We start from the raw sequence: 17783 nt of genomic DNA, 5'->3' as shown, positions 1-17783 counted from the left end.
TTGTGACTTACTTCACTTACACTTACTTATTTTTCTTCATAAAATTACCTGTAGGTTAAATACAATAAGAAGAGGAAATATTATGAAGTCTGTACTGAAGAAAAGTGTTATAAGCACGTCAGTATCTTTAATACTGGCATCTGGTATGGCCGCATTTGCCGCTCATGCAGCAGATGATGTAAAGCTGAAAGCAACCAAGACCAACGTTGCTTTCTCTGATTTTACACCGACAGAATACAGCACTAAAGGTAAGCCAAATATTATCGTATTGACCATGGATGATCTGGGCTATGGGCAACTGCCATTTGATAAAAGCTCTTTTGATCCTAAAACAATGGAAAACCGGGAAGTTGTCGATACCTACAAAATAGGTATTGATAAAGCCATTGAGGCCGCAAAAAAATCGACACCAACCCTGCTTTCGCTAATGGATGAAGGTGTACGATTTACCAACGGTTATGTCGCTCATGGAGTTTCTGGTCCTTCACGCGCAGCGATTATGACAGGACGTGCGCCTGCTCGTTTTGGCGTTTACTCAAATACTGATGCTCAGGATGGTATTCCGCTGAGTGAAACTTTTCTGCCGGAATTATTCCAGAATCATGGTTATTACACTGCGGCAGTGGGTAAATGGCACTTATCAAAAATCAATAATGTCCCGGTTCCTGAAGATAAACAAACACGGGATTATCATGACAACTTCACCACATTTTCAGCAGAAGAGTGGCAACCGCAAAATCGCGGCTTCGATTATTTTATGGGGTTCCATGCCGCGGGAACCGCTTACTATAACTCCCCTTCACTGTTTAAAAATCGTGAACGAATTCCCGCTAAAGGCTATATCAGCGATCAGTTAACGGATGAGGCTATTGGTGTTGTCGATCGTGCCAAAACGCTTGACCAGCCGTTTATGCTTTATCTGGCTTATAATGCGCCGCATTTACCCAATGACAACCCTGCCCCCGATCAGTATCAGAAACAGTTTAATACCGGCAGCCAAACTGCGGATAACTACTATGCATCAGTTTATTCTGTTGATCAGGGCGTAAAACGTATTCTGGAACAGTTGAAAAAAAATGGTCAGTACGACAATACCATTATTCTCTTTACTTCCGATAACGGGGCGGTTATCGATGGCCCACTGCCGCTGAATGGCGCGCAAAAAGGCTATAAGAGTCAGACCTATCCCGGAGGAACGCATACGCCGATGTTTATGTGGTGGAAAGGCAAACTCCAGCCGGGGACTTATGACAAGTTAATTTCCGCAATGGATTTTTACCCTACTGCTCTTGATGCTGCAGATATCTCCATTCCCAAAAATCTCAAACTTGATGGGGTTTCACTACTTCCCTGGTTGCAAAATAAAAAGCAAGGTGAACCACATAAGAACTTAACCTGGGTAACCTCTTATTCTCACTGGTTCGATGAAGAAAATATTCCTTTCTGGAATAACTACCACAAATTCGTCCGCCATGAATCAGATGAATACCCACATAACCCAAACACCGAAGATTTGAGCCAGTTCTCTTATACGGTAAGAAATAATGATTACTCTCTCGTATATACCGTAGAGAATAACCAGTTAGGTTTGTACAAACTCACCGATCTCCAGCAAAAAGATAATCTTGCAGCAGCCAATCCGCAAGTTGTTAAAGAGATGCAAGGCGTGGTGAGTGAGTTTATCAACAGCAGTAAACCGCCACTTAGTCAGGTGAACCAGGAGAAATTTAATAATATTAAGAAAGCGCTAAGTGAAGCGAAATAACGAAACCTTTACGCGGCAGAGATCGCTCTGCCGCCTTAATGAGTGAGATAGCAATGCACGTAACAGCCAAGCCTTCCAGTTTTCAATGTAATCTCAAATGCGATTACTGTTTTTATCTTGAAAAAGAAGCCCAGTTTTCACATGAAAAATGGATGGATGATCACACGCTGAAAGAATTTATTAAACAATACATCACAGCTTCAGGCGATCAGGTCTATTTCACCTGGCAAGGCGGTGAGCCCACTCTGGCTGGTCTGGATTTTTTCCAAAAAGTTATTCATTATCAGCAATGCTATGCTGGTACAAAGCGTATACATAATGCATTACAAACCAATGGAATATTATTGAATAATGACTGGTGCGCTTTTTTGAAAGCACATCAATTTTTAGTCGGTATCTCTATCGATGGCCCAGAGGAACTTCATGATCGTTACAGACGAAGCAATTCTGGCAATGGCACATTTACGAAAGTCATGGCGGCTATTGAGCGTTTAAAAAGTTATCAGGTTGAATTCAATACATTAACTGTCATCAACAATATCAACGTTCATCACCCTCTTGACGTTTATAATTTCTTGAAATCCATCGGCAGCAAGCATATGCAGTTTATCGAGTTGCTGGAAACAGGAACGCCGAATATCGATTTCAGTGGTCGTGCCGAAAATATATTTCATATCGTTGATTTTTCTGTTCCCCCCACTGCCTATGGCAAGTTTATGTCAGCTATTTTTATGGAATGGGTAAATAATGATGTTGGTAATATATTTATCCGCCAGTTTGAAAGTTTTGTTAGTCGATTCCTCGGGAATGGGCATACAAGCTGCATTTTTCAGGAGTCCTGCAAAGATAATCTGGTCGTAGAAAGCAATGGTGATATTTATGAATGCGACCATTTTGTCTATCCGCAATATAAAGTGGGTAACATTAACAACGCAGAACTCATTACGATGACCAGCACGAAGCTAACTGCGCAGAAAAAATTAATCTCGACAAGATGTCAACACTGTGTATACAAACCAATATGTAACGGTGGATGTCCAAAACATCGCATAACCAAAGTGAATAATGAGACGGTTTCATATTTTTGCGAAGGTTATAAAATTCTTTTTTCAACAATGGTGCCTTATTTGAATGCCATTGTAGAGTTAGCTAAAAACAAAGTGCCTCTTTATTATGTTATGGATGTAGCAAAGCAAATGCACGGTAATAAATAACCTTATTTAGACTTTATCGCCTGGTGATAAATATCGCCAGGCATAATGACTCAACGTTATAGCAACATATTCAAATAGTTGGCTTTTGTAATCCCCTCGCCTTGTCTCGATAATTTTCACGTTTTTATTCTCAATAACAAAATAAGCTTAGGATTTTGTTATTTAATTACAAAGCCAATGCGCTTGCTTACCTTATCGATAAATTCTACTTTTTTAATGAGATCAAATCATTTTAAGGAGTTTGAAATGGATAAGAAGCAAGTAATGGATTTAAGATCAGAGCTGCTTGACTCACGTTTTGGTACGAAATCTATTTCCACTATCGCGGAGTCTAAACGTTTTCCGCTGCATGAAATGCGAGAAGATGTCGCATTCCAAATTATCAATGATGAATTATATCTGGATGGTAATGCCCGACAGAACCTCGCTACATTTTGTCAGACCTGGGACGACGAAAATGTGCATAAATTGATGGATCTGTCGATTAATAAGAACTGGATCGATAAAGAAGAATATCCACAATCTGCCGCCATTGATCTGCGTTGTGTAAACATGGTTGCCGACCTGTGGCATGCGCCTGCGCCGAAAAATGGTCAGGCCGTTGGCACCAACACCATTGGTTCTTCCGAAGCCTGTATGCTCGGCGGCATGGCGATGAAATGGCGTTGGCGCAAACGTATGGAAGCTGCGGGTAAACCAACGGATAAACCCAACCTGGTGTGCGGCCCGGTACAAATCTGCTGGCATAAATTCGCCCGCTACTGGGATGTGGAGCTGCGCGAGATCCCTATGCGTCCCGGTCAGCTATTTATGGATCCGAAACGCATGATTGAAGCCTGCGACGAAAACACCATCGGCGTGGTGCCGACCTTCGGCGTGACTTACACCGGTAATTATGAATTCCCGCAACCGCTGCATGATGCGCTGGATAAATTCCAGGCTGATACCGGTATTGATATCGACATGCATATCGACGCCGCCAGTGGAGGCTTCCTTGCGCCGTTTGTCGCCCCGGATATCGTCTGGGACTTCCGTCTGCCGCGTGTGAAATCCATCAGCGCTTCGGGCCATAAATTCGGCCTTGCCCCACTGGGCTGCGGCTGGGTTATCTGGCGTGACGAAGAGGCGCTGCCGGAAGAACTGGTGTTCAACGTTGACTATCTCGGCGGTCAGATAGGGACTTTCGCCATCAACTTCTCCCGCCCGGCGGGTCAGGTGATTGCCCAGTACTATGAATTTCTGCGCCTCGGCCGTGAAGGTTACACCAAAGTGCAGAATGCCTCTTATCAGGTTGCCACCTACCTGGCGGATGAAATAGCCAAACTGGGGCCGTATGAGTTCATCTGCACCGGTCGCCCGGATGAAGGTATTCCGGCGGTCTGCTTCAGGCTGAAAGACGGAGAAGATCCGGGGTATACCCTGTATGACCTTTCTGAACGTCTGCGCCTGCGCGGCTGGCAGGTTCCGGCCTTCGCCCTCAGCGGTGAAGCCTCTGACATCGTGGTGATGCGCATTATGTGCCGTCGTGGTTTCGAAATGGACTTTGCTGAGCTGTTGCTGGAAGACTACAAGGCTTCTCTGAAATACCTCAGCGATCACCCGAAACTGCAGGGTATTGCGCAACAGAACAGCTTTAAACATACCTGATAACGTTTAAACAGTAACGGCGCCCCGGGCCGACATCTTGTCCCGGGGCAAACTCCAAAGTCTGTTCACTGGCATTAGCAATGAAAAATATTGCGCTGAATACGCTTCAGAACAAGACAGGTGCGGTTCCGACAGGAGTTCCGTTTTAAGGGGATAATATGGCTACATCAGTACAGACAGGTAAAGCAAAGCAGCTAACATTACTCGGCTTCTTCGCCATTACGGCATCGATGGTCATGGCTGTTTATGAATACCCAACTTTCGCAACATCCGGCTTTTCACTGGTCTTCTTTCTGTTGTTAGGCGGGATTTTGTGGTTTATTCCGGTCGGCCTTTGCGCGGCGGAAATGGCCACCGTGGAAGGCTGGGAAGAAGGCGGCGTATTCGCATGGGTATCAAATACTCTGGGGTTAAAATGGGGCTTTGCGGCCATTTCATTTGGCTATCTACAAATCGCCATTGGCTTCATTCCAATGCTCTATTTTGTATTAGGGGCGCTCTCCTATATCCTGAAATGGCCAGCGCTAAATGACGATCCCGTCACCAAAACTATTGCGGCACTCATTATTTTGTGGGCGCTGGCATTCACGCAGTTTGGTGGTACGAAATATACCGCGCGAATCGCTAAAGTTGGCTTCTTCTCCGGGATCCTGCTACCAGCATTTATTTTGATTGCATTAGCGGCGATTTATCTGCACTCCGGTGCGTCGGTTGCTATCGAAATGGATGCGAAAACCTTCTTCCCTGATTTCTCTAAAGTTGGCACGTTAGTGGTGTTCGTTGCCTTTATTCTCAGTTACATGGGGGTCGAAGCATCCGCGACACACGTCAATGAAATGAGTAACCCAGGGCGCGATTACCCGTTAGCGATGCTGCTATTGATGGTGGCGGCAATCTGCTTAAGTTCAGTAGGCGGTTTGTCCATTGCGATGGTCATTCCTGGAAATGAAATCAACCTCTCCGCCGGGGTAATGCAAACCTTCACCGTTCTGATATCTCATGTAGCACCAGGAGTTGAGTGGACGGTTCGCGTCATATCAGCACTACTGCTGTTGGGCGTTCTGGCGGAAATCGCTTCCTGGATTGTTGGCCCTTCTCGCGGTATGTACGTCACCGCACAGAAAAACCTGCTGCCAGCCAGCTTCGCCAAAATGAACAAAAATGGCGTGCCGGTAACACTGGTTATTTCTCAACTGGTGATTACCTCTATTGCGTTGATTATCCTCACCAATACCGGTGGTGGTAATAACATGTCCTTCCTGATTGCACTGGCGCTTACCGTCGTGATTTATCTGTGCGCTTATTTCATGCTGTTTATTGGCTACATTGTGTTAGTCATTAAACATCCTGATTTAAAACGCACATTTAATATCCCGGGCGGTAAAGGCGTCAAACTGGTGGTAGCCATTGCTGGTCTGTTGACCTCAATTATAGCGTTTATCGTCTCGTTCCTGCCGCCGGATAATATCCAGGGTGACTCGACTGATATGTATGTCGAATTACTGGTGGTGAGTTTCCTGGTGGTACTTTCCCTGCCGTTTATTCTCTATGCCATCCACGATCGTAGAGGTAAAGCGAATACCGGTGTGACACTGGAGCCAATTAACAGCCAGAATGCGCCAAAAGGACATTTCTTTCTGCATCCCCGCGCACGTTCGCCCCACTATATTGTGATGGACGATAAGAAACACTAATCATGTCTGAGCAGTAATAAGATAAGGGAGCGATAATTAATCGCTCCCTTTTTCGTACCTGTTGTCGTATTGACTTGCCCCAGATAAGTACGAGAATGAGCAACACATCTGTTTACCGGAAACCAGCATATATGGATATCTGCTCCCGAAATGTGAAATTAGCGCTTAAAAAACCATCTGCACTCGTTGCACTGGCGCTTTTACTGTGTAGTTGTAAGAGCACTCCACCAACTTCAATGGTTACGCCACCCGCAACATCAAAGCCACCAGCGACAGCACAACAATCGTCGCAACCAATGCGCGGCATCTGGCTGGCGACGGTGTCCCGTCTCGACTGGCCTCCGGTTTCTTCTGTTAATATCAGTAACTCCACCAGCCGCATCCGTGTACAACAACAAGCGATGATCGATAAACTCGATCACTTGCAACGTCTCGGTATTAATACGGTTTTTTTCCAGGTAAAACCTGATGGCACTGCCCTTTGGTCATCAAAAATATTGCCGTGGTCCGATCTTATGACCGGAAAGATTGGAGAGGATCCGGGGTACGATCCGCTGCAATTTATGCTCGACGAAGCCCACAAGCGCGGGATGAAAGTACATGCCTGGTTTAACCCCTACCGTGTATCGGTCAATACTAAACCAGGTACGATCAGAGAGTTAAATAGTACTCTGACGCAACAACCAGCCAGCGTCTATGTGCAACATCGTGACTGGATCAGAACTGCTGGCGACCGTTTTGTCCTCGACCCGGGTATCCCTGAAGTTCAGGACTGGATCACCAATATTGTTGCGGAAGTCGTTTCTCGTTACCCGATAGATGGCGTGCAATTCGATGACTATTTCTACACAGAATCACCGGGTTCGCTGCTTAACGATAACGAGACATACCGTAAATACGGAAGAGCCTTCGCCTCGAAGGCAGACTGGAGGCGCAACAATACCCAGCAATTAATCGCCAAAGTATCGCGCACCATTAAAAGCCTGAAACCGGAAGTCGAATTTGGCGTAAGCCCGGCAGGCGTCTGGCGTAATCGTTCACACGATCCGCGCGGTTCCGATACCCGAGGTGCAGCAGCCTATGATGAGTCCTATGCGGATACCCGCCGTTGGGTCGAACAGGGATTGCTGGATTATATTGCGCCGCAAATTTACTGGCCTTTCTCGCGGAGCGCCGCGCGTTATGACGTACTGGCAAAATGGTGGGCAGATGTGGTCAAACCGACCAAAACCAGACTCTATATTGGTATCGCCTTCTATAAAGTTGGAGAACCTTCAAAAATGGAACCTGACTGGATGGTTAACGGCGGCGTGCCCGAACTGAAAAAGCAGCTCGATCTTAACGACGCGGTGCCAGAAATTAGCGGCACAATCTTGTTCCGCGAAGACTATCTGAATAAACCACAAACCCAGCAAGCCGTTAGTTACCTGCAAAGCCGCTGGGGAAGTTAACTCCGCCTTTTATCCTTTGAGCCATCGCCGGTGACTTAATCACCGGCTTCTCACCCAGCGAAAATTTTCCACTGATAATTCCCCCTCCTGTAAACATCAAACGACCATAACCCCTGATAAAAACGCATTAATATGAAAAACAAGGCGATATTTGCTACCACCAAAAAATAATTATGATGGGCTATACTCTTCAGAACAACAGTAGCGTAGATTAAAACCGTCTAACTCGTTTATTTCTTTTCATTATCGCTTCATATTCAGGAAAATATGATGTAGTAAGCCTGTCCATGTGTTGCGTTTCGTTTTTCGATTCCGTCTACTTTTCCAGTCGTATAAGGGGCTGAATTATGGAGATGTACTTTAAAAGAATGAAGGATGAGTGGACCGGGCTTGTCGAACAAGCGGCTCCTCTCATTCGCGCCAAAGCCGCTGAAATTGCCGTTACGCACGCGCATTACTTAAGCATTGAGTTTTATCGTATTGTCCGTATTGACCCCCATGCAGAAGAGTTTCTGAGCAACGAACAGGTTGAAAAGCAACTTAAGAATGCAATGGAACACTGGATCATTAATGTGCTTTCTGCTCAAGTTGATGATGTTGAACGACTTATACAAATCCAGCACACCGTCGCTGAAGTACATGCTCGTATTGGCATTCCGGTCGAAATTGTCGAAATGGGCTTTCGGGTATTAAAAAAAATTCTCTACCCGGTGATCTTCTCCTCTGATTATTCACCTGCAGAAAAACTTCAGGTCTACCATTTTTCGATCAACAGTATTGATATAGCCATGGAAGTGATGACTCGTGCATTTACCTTTAGCGACAGTAGTGCAGCAAAAGAAGATGAGAATTATCGCATCTTCTCATTACTGGAAAACGCCGAAGAAGAAAAAGAACGACAAATAGCCTCACTACTTTCATGGGAAATAGAAATTATCTACAAAGTTCTGCTGGATTCTGATTTAGGCGGTAGTTTACCGTTAAGTCAGGCCGATTTCGGTTTATGGTTTAACCACAAGGGCCGCCATTATTTTAGCGGTATTGCTGAAGTGGGTCATATCTCTCGTCTGGTGCAAGACTTCGATGGTATTTTTCAGCAAACCATGCGTAACAGTAAAAACCTTAGCAACAAAAGCTTGCGGGTAAAGTTTCTATTACAGATAAGAAATTCTGTTTCGCAAATTATCACCTTACTGCGCGAACTGTTCGAAGAGGTATCGCGCCACGAAGTTGGTATGGATGTGTTAACAAAATTGCTTAACCGTAGATTCCTGCCGACAATCTTCAAACGGGAAATCGCCCATGCCAACCGGAGCGGTACACCTTTGTCCGTGCTAATCATTGACGTCGATAAATTCAAAGAGATTAACGACACATGGGGACATAACACAGGCGATGATATTTTACGTAAAGTCTCGCAGGCATTTTATGACAATGTACGTAGCAGTGATTACGTCTTCCGTTATGGGGGCGATGAATTTGTGATTGTCCTGACGGAAGCGTCGGAAACTGATACGTTGCGCACAGCCGAACGAATTCGCAGTCGAGTGGAAAAGACCAAACTGAAAGCCGCAAATGGCGATGATATTCCCCTTTCTCTGTCCATTGGCGTCGCCATGTTTAATGGACACCCCGATTATGAACGATTAATTCAAATAGCCGATGAAGCTCTGTATATCGCCAAAAGACGAGGAAGAAACCGTGTTGAACTCTGGAAAGCCAGTCTTTAGATGCGCCCGGATGCAGAGGTCATTATGAAGCTAAGCGACGCAGAAAATGCCGCCGATGGTATTTTTTTCCCCGCCCTTGAACAAAATATGATGGGCGCGGTGTTAATCAATGAAAACGACGAAGTGATGTTTTTTAATCCTGCCGCAGAAAAACTCTGGGGATATAAGCGCGAAGAAGTCATTGGCAATAACATTGATATATTGATTCCTCAGGATTTGCGCCCTGCTCATCCTGAATATATCCGCCATAACCGCAAAGGCGGCAAAGCGCGTGTTGAAGGTATGAGTCGGGAATTACAACTGGAAAAAAAGGACGGCACAAAAATCTGGACTCGCTTCGCCCTGTCGAAAGTCTCCGCCGACGGGAAAATTTACTATCTGGCGCTGGTCAGAGATGCCAGCGTTGAAATGGAACAAAAAGAACAGACCCGACAGTTGACTATCGCCGTAGACCATCTCGACCGTCCGGTGATTGTGCTCGACCCACAACGTCATATCGTACAATGCAATCGCGCGTTTACTGAGATGTTTGGTTACTGCATTAGCGAAGCCAGCGGCATGCAGCCCGATATGTTGCTAAACGTCCCTGAATATCCGTCAGATAATCGTATTCGCTTACAGCAACTGTTATGGAAAACGTCGCGTGATCAGGATGAATTTCAGTTGTTAACGCGCACAAATGAAAAAATCTGGATTAAAGCGTCGATTAGCCCGGTTTATGACCCGCTCGCCCATCTACAAAACCTGGTGATGACCTTTTCTGACATCACTGAAGAACGGCAAATTCGTCAGCTTGAAGGTAACATTCTCGCGGCCATGTGCAGCAGTCCGCCGTTTCATGAAATGGGCGAAATCATCTGCCGTAATATCGAATCCGTTCTTCATGAATCACACGTTTCGCTGTATGCACTGCGTAATGGTATGCCAGTGCATTGGGCATCATCCACTCACGGAACAGAAGTTAAGAATGCGCAAAACTGGTCTGTAACCATTCGCCAGCGCGATGGCGCACCTGCGGGAATTCTGCAAATCAAAACAGCATCAGGAACGGAAACCAGCGCCTTTATTGAACGTGTGGCGGATATCAGCCAGCATATGGCCGCGCTGGCGCTGGAGCAGGAAAAAAGTCGCCAGCATATCGAGCAGCTCATTCAGTTTGATCCGATGACCGGTCTGCCAAACCGTAATAATCTGCACAATTTTCTCGATGATCTGGTCGATAAAGCGGTTTCTCCAGTGGTGTTTCTCATTGGCGTAGACCACATTCAGGATGTTATCGACAGTCTTGGCTATGCATGGGCCGATCAGGCATTGCTGGAAGTGGTCAATCGCTTTCGCGAAAAACTCAAACCCGATCAGTACCTCTGTCGCGTTGAAGGCGCGCTATTTGTCCTTGTAAGCCTGGAGAGTGAAGTCAGCAACATTACGCTGATCGCCGATGAATTACGTAACATCATCAATAAACCCATTGTGATTGACGATAAGCTTTTTCCACTGACGTTAAGCATTGGCATCAGTTACGACATCGGTAAAAACCGCGACTACCTGCTTTCGACTGCCCATAATGCGATGGATTTTATTCGTAAAAGCGGTGGTAACGGCTGGCAATTCTTTAGCCCTGCGATGAATGAAATGGTGAAAGAACGGCTAATTCTGGGCGCGGCGCTGAAAGAAGCGATTAGCAACAACCAATTGAAACTGGTATATCAGCCGCAGATCTTTGCGGAGACCGGCGAACTGTACGGAATTGAAGCCCTCGCTCGCTGGTATGACCCGCAGCATGGTCATGTTCCCCCTTCACGGTTTATTCCTCTGGCAGAAGAAATTGGTGAAATCGAAAACATTGGCAACTGGGTCATCACTGAAGCTTGCCGCCAGCTGGCAGAGTGGCGTAGCCAGAATATCCATATTCCGGCGCTATCTGTAAATCTGTCAGCGCTGCATTTTCGCGATAATCAGCTACCCAATCAGGTCTCAGATGCGATGAAAGCCTGGGCGATTGATGGCCACCAGCTCACGGTGGAAATCACAGAAAGCATGATGATGGAACATGATACGGAGATCTTCAGACGTATTCAGATCCTGCGCGATATGGGAGTGGGTTTATCTGTCGATGATTTTGGTACCGGGTTTTCCGGCCTGTCTCGCTTAGTCAGCCTGCCAGTGACCGAAATCAAAATCGATAAAAGCTTTGTCGATCGCTGTCTGACGGAAAAACGCATTCGCGCGTTGCTGGAGGCCATTACAAGCATAGGGCAAAGTCTGAACTTAACGGTGGTAGCGGAAGGCGTGGAAACGAAAGAACAATTTGAGATGCTACGCAAGATTAACTGCCGCGTTATTCAGGGTTACTTCTTCTCACGCCCTTTACCTGCTGAAGAAATCCCAGCCTGGATTAGTCGCGCCTTGCCACTAAAAATCTGACAGTGTCCTTATGCCCGCAGGTGCGGGCTATATTATTACGTGACACTGTCACTTGATTCAAACAAACTTGCTTATCATCCACGACGATATCTTACGATTTCAACTGATAATCCAGCGTAATTTCCGCTTTCAGCACCTGAGAAACCGGGCAGCCTGCTTTAGCTTTTTGAATAATGCCGTCAAAAGTAGCGGCATCAATGCCCGGCACCGCAACGTCACTCTTCAATGCGATTTTGGTTATCGCAAAACCAGCATCAACCTTATCCAGCGAAACATCGGCAGTGGTATCAATTGACGTTGGTGTAAACCCGGCCTCTCCCAACATCAACGAAAGCGCCATTGAGAAACATGCCGCGTGGGCCGCGCCAATCAGCTCTTCCGGGTTAGTTCCTTTTGCGCCTTCAAAACGAGTATTAAAACCATAGGGCTGTTGGTTCAGCACGCCACTTTCGGTGGAGACAGTCCCTTTACCGTGTTTGATGTCACCTTCCCAATGTGCCTGACCTTTCTTATGGATTGTCATTATTGCTCTCCTGTCGGCTTAAAAAGGAAATTATAGACCATCAGAGATACAGCAAGTGGATAAGCGGGATATTCCGAATAAAGTACAAAACCAGCGCTTTCAGTAACGACATCCTCAGGGATATCGGCCAGAAATATATGGTTAGCTGCCGGCAGCCTTCTCTTTAAACTGCTATGCTTGATAGGCAACCTGATTGAGGGGTTTAGCTCGTGTTGTCGCTACGGCGATATTGTCCTTAAAACTAGCAACAGGATTGAGGAGTAAAAATGAAATCGAACCGTCAGGCACGTCATATTCTTGGACAGGATCATAAAATTTCTAACCAGCGCAAAATAGTCACTGAAGGTGACAAAACCAGCGTGATAAATACCCCAACTGGCAGAAAACGCCACGCTGAAAAATAATGCTTAACAACCAGTCCTCAATGACGATTAAGCACCATTGCCCGTGCAATGGTGTTTTTGTTTTTATCTGCTTTATACTTGTGGTCGATCCCCTGGCGGTAAAGCAAAGACGATAAAAGCGCGCCAGGGACGGATATTCAAAAAAGAGTGAGTGACATGGAACCAAAAACCAAAAAACAGCGTTCGCTTTATATTCCTTACGCTGGCCCTGTACTACTGGAATTTCCATTGTTGAACAAAGGTAGCGCCTTTAGTATGGAAGAACGCCGTAACTTCAACCTGCTGGGGTTACTGCCGGAAGTGGTCGAAACCATCGAAGAACAAGCAGAACGTGCGTGGATCCAGTATCAGGGATTCAAAACCGAAATCGACAAACACATTTACCTGCGTAATATTCAGGACACTAACGAAACCCTCTTCTACCGCCTGGTGAATAATCATCTTGATGAGATGATGCCCGTAATCTATACACCAACTGTCGGCGCGGCCTGTGAACGTTTTTCGGAGATCTACCGTCGTTCACGCGGTGTGTTTATCTCTTACCAGAACCGCCACCACATGGACGATATTCTGCAAAATGTGCCAAACCACAATATCAAAGTGATTGTAGTAACCGACGGTGAACGTATTCTGGGGCTTGGTGACCAGGGTATCGGCGGAATGGGCATTCCAATCGGTAAATTGTCGCTCTATACCGCCTGTGGCGGCATCAGCCCGGCGTATACGCTTCCGGTGGTACTGGACGTCGGTACTAACAACCAGCAACTGCTGAACGATCCGTTATATATGGGATGGCGTAATCCACGTATCACCGACGACGAATACTATGAATTTGTTGATGAGTTTATCCAGGCAGTGAAACAACGCTGGCCGGACGTTCTGCTGCAATTTGAAGACTTTGCGCAAAAAAACGCGATGCCGCTGTTGAACCGCTATCGTAATGAAATTTGCTCCTTTAATGATGACATTCAGGGCACCGCAGCAGTAACAGTCGGTACGTTGATTGCTGCCAGCCGCGCGGCGGGTGGACAGTTAAGCGAGAAAAAAATTGTTTTCCTCGGCGCAGGTTCTGCTGGATGCGGCATTGCCGAAATGATCATCGCCCAGACCCAGCGCGAAGGATTAAGCGAAGAAGCAGCACGTCAGAAAGTCTTTATGGTGGATCGCTTTGGTCTGCTTACTGACAAAATGCCAAATCTGCTGCCTTTCCAGACCAAACTGGTGCAAAAGCGTGACAATCTCAGCACCTGGGATACCGAAAGCGATGTGCTGTCGTTGCTGGATGTCGTGCGTAATGTGAAACCGGATATTTTGATTGGCGTCTCCGGGCAGGCAGGACTGTTCACGGAAGAGATCATTCGCGAGATGCACAAGCATTGCCCGCGCCCGATCGTCATGCCGCTCTCTAACCCGACATCACGTGTTGAAGCTACGCCGCAGGACATTATTGCCTGGACTGAAGGCAACGCGCTGGTAGCTACAGGCAGCCCGTTCAATCCCGTCGTGTGGAAAGATAAAGTCTACCCTATCGCTCAGTGTAACAATGCTTTTATCTTCCCAGGCATTGGGCTTGGCGTTATAGCCTCCGGCGCATCGCGCATTACCGACGAGATGCTGATGTCAGCCAGCGAAACTCTGGCGCAGTATTCGCCGCTGGTACTGAACGGCGAAGGTCTGGTACTGCCGGAACTGAAAGACATTCAGAAAGTCTCTCGCGCAATTGCCTTTGCCGTTGGCAAAATGGCGCAACAACAAGGCGTGGCCGTGAAGACTTCCGCCGAAGCCTTACAACAAGCCATTGATGATAATTTCTGGACTGCTGAGTACCGAGATTACCGCCGCACCTCCATCTAAATCTCCGCCCGGTGGTAAATGCTGCCGGGCAATTTTCCTCTCTCTTTTTCAGATCTCATCCATACTGGGTAGTGGCAAATAAATCTCATTTGCCTCATCTGTTATGCAGAACATCATCTCAAAAGGAGAAAACTATGAAGGCAGCGGTTGTTACGAAGGATCATCATGTTGACGTTACGGATAAAACGCTACGCTCGCTGAAACATGGCGAAGCTCTGTTGAAAATGGAATGCTGCGGCGTGTGTCACACCGACCTCCATGTCAAGAATGGCGATTTTGGTGATAAAACCGGCGTAATTCTGGGGCATGAAGGCATTGGTATTGTGACAGAGATCGGCCCGGGCGTGACCTCATTAAAGCCGGGCGATCGCGCAAGCGTAGCATGGTTCTACGAAGGATGTGGTCATTGCGAATACTGTAACAGCGGCAACGAAACGCTTTGCCGTTCGGTCAAAAATGCCGGATACAGCGTTGATGGCGGGATGGCTGAAGAGTGCATTGTGGTAGCCGATTACGCGGTAAAAGTGCCGGACGGCCTGGATTCCGCGGCAGCCAGCAGCATTACCTGCGCGGGCGTCACCACCTATAAAGCCGTAAAACTGTCAAAGATTCGTCCTGGGCAGTGGATTGCTATCTATGGGCTTGGCGGCCTGGGAAACCTCGCCCTGCAATACGCGAAAAATGTATTTAATGCCAAAGTGATCGCTATTGACGTTAATGATGAGCAACTGAAACTGGCGACAGAGATGGGCGCAGATCTGGCTATTAACTCACGTACCGAAGACGCCGCAAAAATTGTACAGGAGAAAGCCGGCGGCGCACACGCGGCGGTAGTAACGGCGGTGGCTAAAGCTGCATTTAACTCAGCGGTTGATGCTGTCCGTGCAGGCGGACGTGTTGTGGCAGTCGGTCTGCCGCCGGAATCCATGAGCCTGGATATTCCACGTCTGGTACTGGATGGCATTGAAGTGGTCGGTTCACTGGTTGGTACGCGTCAGGATTTAACCGAAGCATTTCAATTTGCCGCCGAAGGTAAGGTTGTACCAAAAGTTGCCCTGCGTCCGTTAGCGGACATCAACACCATCTTTACCGAGATGGAAGAAGGCAAAATTCGCGGTCGTATGGTGATTGATTTCCGTCGCTAAACAACCTTTGCTGCGACTGTCCGGTTTGAGTCGCAGCCTGTTTTGCGAGACGCTTTCTGCAATTTAACTCATCTTCTTTTCCTCACTATCCTTTCCCCTCACAATTCGCGAAAACGTAGCGAAATTTGTTGCGTTGCACGGAACAATAGTGATAATGTTCCTTTCGAAGGAACAAGGATGAAGAGATGATAATGAATTTCAGACACAAGGGATTGCGTGACTTGTTTCTTCTCGGCAAAACCTCCGGCGTTATACCGACGCAAGTCAAACGATTACGCCACCGACTCGCTGTGATTGATGCTGCAAGCAGTCTTGTTGATATCGATATGCCCGGTTACCGACTACACCCATTAAGCGGCGATCGCGATGGCATCTGGGCAATATCTGTATCAGGCAACTGGCGAATCACGTTTGAGTTCGTCAATGGCGATGCATACATACTGGATTACGAGGACTATCACTGATGAAAATGGCCAATCATCCCCGCCCGGGGGACATTATTCAGGAATCACTGGACGAACTGAACGTCAGCCTGCGCGAGTTTGCCAGAGCAATGGAAATTGCGCCCTCAACGGCAAGCCGACTGTTGACCGGAAAAGCGGCTTTGACGCCAGAAATGGCGATTAAACTTTCCGTGGTGATCGGCAGTTCGCCGCAAATGTGGCTGAATCTGCAAAATGCCTGGAGTCTGGCAGAGGCTGAGAAAACGGTGGATGTGTCGCGGTTGCGCCGTCTGGTTGCGCAGTAGGTGTTTACTCATTTCCGACCGCCGGATTTCTCTCCGGCACCTGTTTTGAAAGGAAATCGACAAGTAACTCCAGCGGAAATACCGTGTCTTTTGTCTGGCGCAGTTCCTCCAGTGACCACCAGCGGTGATCGCCTATAACGAGCTTTTCATGATGGCTCCAGCCAGAAAATTCTGTCTCTTTTTGCACCACGCGGATCATAAAGAAGCGCTCATCGGCGATAACGCTTTCTCCGCTCGGTAACATCATGGTGAATCTTTGGCTGGCTATTTGTGATCCGGCTGACTGGCGGGAAATGCCAGTTTCTTCCCGCAACTCCCTTAACGCAGCCTCTTCGAAAGACTCGTTATGTTCCAGCCCGCCACCAGGTGTTGCCCAGTATTGTCTACCGGTAAGCGCATCATCAGTATGCTGAAAACGAAATAACAGCACCCGATTATCGGCGCTGATAATAAATAATCTTGCTGCACGGCGTATACGCATAATAACCTCCATGTCAGATGAATAAATATCCTCCGGCATAGCCGGAGGTTTTTCAAATGCGCCTGTAAGGCTCTCTTACCAGCCGCGCCCTAACAGGCGCACACGATCTGACATTTGCATCCAACTTCCTTACTTACGGCCCGTAAACGGGCTGCCCGGATAGGGAATCGATAACTGCTCTCCCATTTTATCCTCTTCAAGCTGGTGCTTTATGTAATCCTGTATCTTCGCCGTGTTCTTACCCACCGTATCGACGTAGTACCCTCTGCACCAGAACTCCCTGTTCCTGTATTTGAATTTCAAATCCCCAAACTGCTCGTAAAGCATCAGACTGCTTTTCCCTTTCAGATATCCCATAAAGCCGGATACGCTCATTTTGGGCGGGATCTCCACAAGCATATGGATATGATCTGCACAGCATTCAGCTTCCAGAATCCGTACGCTTTTCCACTCACACAGCTTTCTCAAAATACTGCCTATTGCTCTACGCTTCTCTCTGTAGAACACCTGTCTTCGGTATTTTGGCGCAAAAACTATGTGATATTTACAGTTCCATCGGGTGTGCGCTAAGCTCTTTTCGTTCCCCATTGGGACCCCCTTTTGATTTCTTGTTTGACACTTGCAGTTGCCAGACCGCAAGGTGTTTTAACAAATCAAAAGGGGTTTTAATAACTGGCTCAAAGCTGAAAGCTTTCCAGAACCC

General features: G+C 47.1%; 15 protein-coding genes. 12 read left to right on the top strand and 3 right to left on the bottom strand.

Features of this window, described 5'->3' with window-relative positions:
• Positions 1-82 precede the first annotated feature (82 nt).
• From PS053_RS02760 to dosP, 7 genes are all read left to right on the top strand, one after another.
• Positions 83-1765, top strand: coding sequence for a sulfatase-like hydrolase/transferase (locus tag PS053_RS02760; protein ID WP_059218791.1), 1683 nt, complete (start codon positions 83-85; stop codon positions 1763-1765).
• Positions 1766-1818: 53 nt separating this feature from the next.
• Positions 1819-2979, top strand: a complete 1161-nt coding sequence (locus PS053_RS02755) for an anaerobic sulfatase maturase (RefSeq protein WP_000558513.1) — start codon at positions 1819-1821, stop codon at positions 2977-2979.
• Positions 2980-3225: 246 nt separating this feature from the next.
• Complete coding sequence (gene gad / locus PS053_RS02750; protein WP_151400941.1) at positions 3226-4626, top strand: glutamate decarboxylase; 1401 nt, start codon at positions 3226-3228, stop codon at positions 4624-4626.
• A gap of 158 nt (positions 4627-4784) precedes the next feature.
• Positions 4785-6320, top strand: a complete 1536-nt coding sequence (gene gadC, locus PS053_RS02745) for an acid resistance gamma-aminobutyrate antiporter GadC (protein WP_256879506.1) — start codon at positions 4785-4787, stop codon at positions 6318-6320.
• 131 nt (positions 6321-6451) lie between these two features.
• Positions 6452-7771, top strand: coding sequence for a glycoside hydrolase family 10-like protein (locus tag PS053_RS02740; RefSeq protein ID WP_256879505.1), 1320 nt, complete (start codon positions 6452-6454; stop codon positions 7769-7771).
• 347 nt (positions 7772-8118) lie between these two features.
• Positions 8119-9501 (top strand): diguanylate cyclase DosC, encoded by a 1383-nt coding sequence (dosC, locus tag PS053_RS02735; protein ID WP_256879504.1) that lies wholly within the window; start codon positions 8119-8121, stop codon positions 9499-9501.
• Between the two features lie 24 nt (positions 9502-9525).
• Entirely contained in the window at positions 9526-11925 is a 2400-nt protein-coding gene (gene dosP, locus PS053_RS02730; protein WP_072243794.1) for an oxygen-sensing cyclic-di-GMP phosphodiesterase DosP, read from the top strand.
• 91 nt (positions 11926-12016) lie between these two features.
• On the opposite strand, the gene osmC is transcribed toward dosP, so the two are convergent.
• Positions 12017-12448, bottom strand: coding sequence for a peroxiredoxin OsmC (gene osmC, locus PS053_RS02725; protein WP_000152289.1), 432 nt, complete (start codon positions 12446-12448; stop codon positions 12017-12019).
• 266 nt (positions 12449-12714) lie between these two features.
• Here osmC and sra point away from each other — a divergent pair, with 266 nt between their 5' ends.
• The 5 genes from sra (at position 12715) to PS053_RS02700 (ending at position 16599) form a co-directional block, all read left to right on the top strand.
• A complete protein-coding gene (gene sra, locus PS053_RS02720) occupies positions 12715-12852 on the top strand; it encodes a stationary-phase-induced ribosome-associated protein (protein ID WP_000841563.1) in 138 nt (45 codons plus the stop codon).
• A gap of 156 nt (positions 12853-13008) precedes the next feature.
• Positions 13009-14706: a malate dehydrogenase gene (gene maeA / locus PS053_RS02715; RefSeq protein WP_000433442.1), complete on the top strand. Its 1698-nt coding sequence runs from the start codon at positions 13009-13011 to the stop codon at positions 14704-14706.
• A 134-nt stretch (positions 14707-14840) separates the two neighbouring features.
• Positions 14841-15851 carry an alcohol dehydrogenase AdhP gene (gene adhP / locus PS053_RS02710; RefSeq protein WP_000642385.1) on the top strand — a complete coding sequence of 337 codons (1011 nt, stop codon included), beginning with the start codon at positions 14841-14843 and terminating at the stop codon, positions 15849-15851.
• Between the two features lie 185 nt (positions 15852-16036).
• Entirely contained in the window at positions 16037-16315 is a 279-nt protein-coding gene (locus PS053_RS02705) for a type II toxin-antitoxin system RelE/ParE family toxin (protein ID WP_000605679.1), read from the top strand.
• The gene (locus PS053_RS02700) at positions 16315-16599 is read left to right on the top strand and encodes a HigA family addiction module antitoxin (RefSeq protein ID WP_000781369.1); all 285 of its coding nucleotides are present in this window, start codon (positions 16315-16317) and stop codon (positions 16597-16599) included. Before PS053_RS02705 ends, PS053_RS02700 begins: the two co-directional genes overlap by 1 nt.
• Before the next feature lie 4 nt (positions 16600-16603).
• Here the strand turns inward: PS053_RS02700 and PS053_RS02695 are convergent, their stop codons facing one another.
• Together PS053_RS02695 and tnpA are read right to left on the bottom strand one after the other, a co-directional pair.
• The gene (locus PS053_RS02695; RefSeq protein ID WP_059225294.1) at positions 16604-17080 is read right to left on the bottom strand and encodes an NUDIX hydrolase; all 477 of its coding nucleotides are present in this window, start codon (positions 17078-17080) and stop codon (positions 16604-16606) included.
• Between the two features lie 129 nt (positions 17081-17209).
• Positions 17210-17668: an IS200/IS605-like element IS200C family transposase gene (gene tnpA, locus PS053_RS02690; RefSeq protein ID WP_000526135.1), complete on the bottom strand. Its 459-nt coding sequence runs from the start codon at positions 17666-17668 to the stop codon at positions 17210-17212.
• Positions 17669-17783: the final 115 nt, after the last annotated feature.

This window comes from Escherichia albertii, from assembly GCF_028622335.1.
GTDB classification, from domain to species: domain Bacteria; phylum Pseudomonadota; class Gammaproteobacteria; order Enterobacterales; family Enterobacteriaceae; genus Escherichia; species Escherichia albertii.
This window is presented reverse-complemented; position numbering and strand designations above follow the sequence as displayed.

What these genes read in the sequence shown, in the direction of transcription:
- PS053_RS02760 (WP_059218791.1), top strand. Translation starts at nt 83, where the DNA reads ATGAAGTCTGTACTGAAGAAAAGTGTTATAAGCACGTCAGTATCTTTA.
- PS053_RS02755 (WP_000558513.1), top strand. Translation starts at nt 1,819, where the DNA reads ATGCACGTAACAGCCAAGCCTTCCAGTTTTCAATGTAATCTCAAATGC.
- gad (WP_151400941.1), top strand. Translation starts at nt 3,226, where the DNA reads ATGGATAAGAAGCAAGTAATGGATTTAAGATCAGAGCTGCTTGACTCA.
- gadC (WP_256879506.1), top strand. Translation starts at nt 4,785, where the DNA reads ATGGCTACATCAGTACAGACAGGTAAAGCAAAGCAGCTAACATTACTC.
- PS053_RS02740 (WP_256879505.1), top strand. Translation starts at nt 6,452, where the DNA reads ATGGATATCTGCTCCCGAAATGTGAAATTAGCGCTTAAAAAACCATCT.
- dosC (WP_256879504.1), top strand. Translation starts at nt 8,119, where the DNA reads ATGGAGATGTACTTTAAAAGAATGAAGGATGAGTGGACCGGGCTTGTC.
- dosP (WP_072243794.1), top strand. Translation starts at nt 9,526, where the DNA reads ATGAAGCTAAGCGACGCAGAAAATGCCGCCGATGGTATTTTTTTCCCC.
- osmC (WP_000152289.1), bottom strand. Translation starts at nt 12,448, where the DNA reads ATGACAATCCATAAGAAAGGTCAGGCACATTGGGAAGGTGACATCAAA.
- sra (WP_000841563.1), top strand. Translation starts at nt 12,715, where the DNA reads ATGAAATCGAACCGTCAGGCACGTCATATTCTTGGACAGGATCATAAA.
- maeA (WP_000433442.1), top strand. Translation starts at nt 13,009, where the DNA reads ATGGAACCAAAAACCAAAAAACAGCGTTCGCTTTATATTCCTTACGCT.
- adhP (WP_000642385.1), top strand. Translation starts at nt 14,841, where the DNA reads ATGAAGGCAGCGGTTGTTACGAAGGATCATCATGTTGACGTTACGGAT.
- PS053_RS02705 (WP_000605679.1), top strand. Translation starts at nt 16,037, where the DNA reads ATGATAATGAATTTCAGACACAAGGGATTGCGTGACTTGTTTCTTCTC.
- PS053_RS02700 (WP_000781369.1), top strand. Translation starts at nt 16,315, where the DNA reads ATGAAAATGGCCAATCATCCCCGCCCGGGGGACATTATTCAGGAATCA.
- PS053_RS02695 (WP_059225294.1), bottom strand. Translation starts at nt 17,080, where the DNA reads ATGCGTATACGCCGTGCAGCAAGATTATTTATTATCAGCGCCGATAAT.
- tnpA (WP_000526135.1), bottom strand. Translation starts at nt 17,668, where the DNA reads ATGGGGAACGAAAAGAGCTTAGCGCACACCCGATGGAACTGTAAATAT.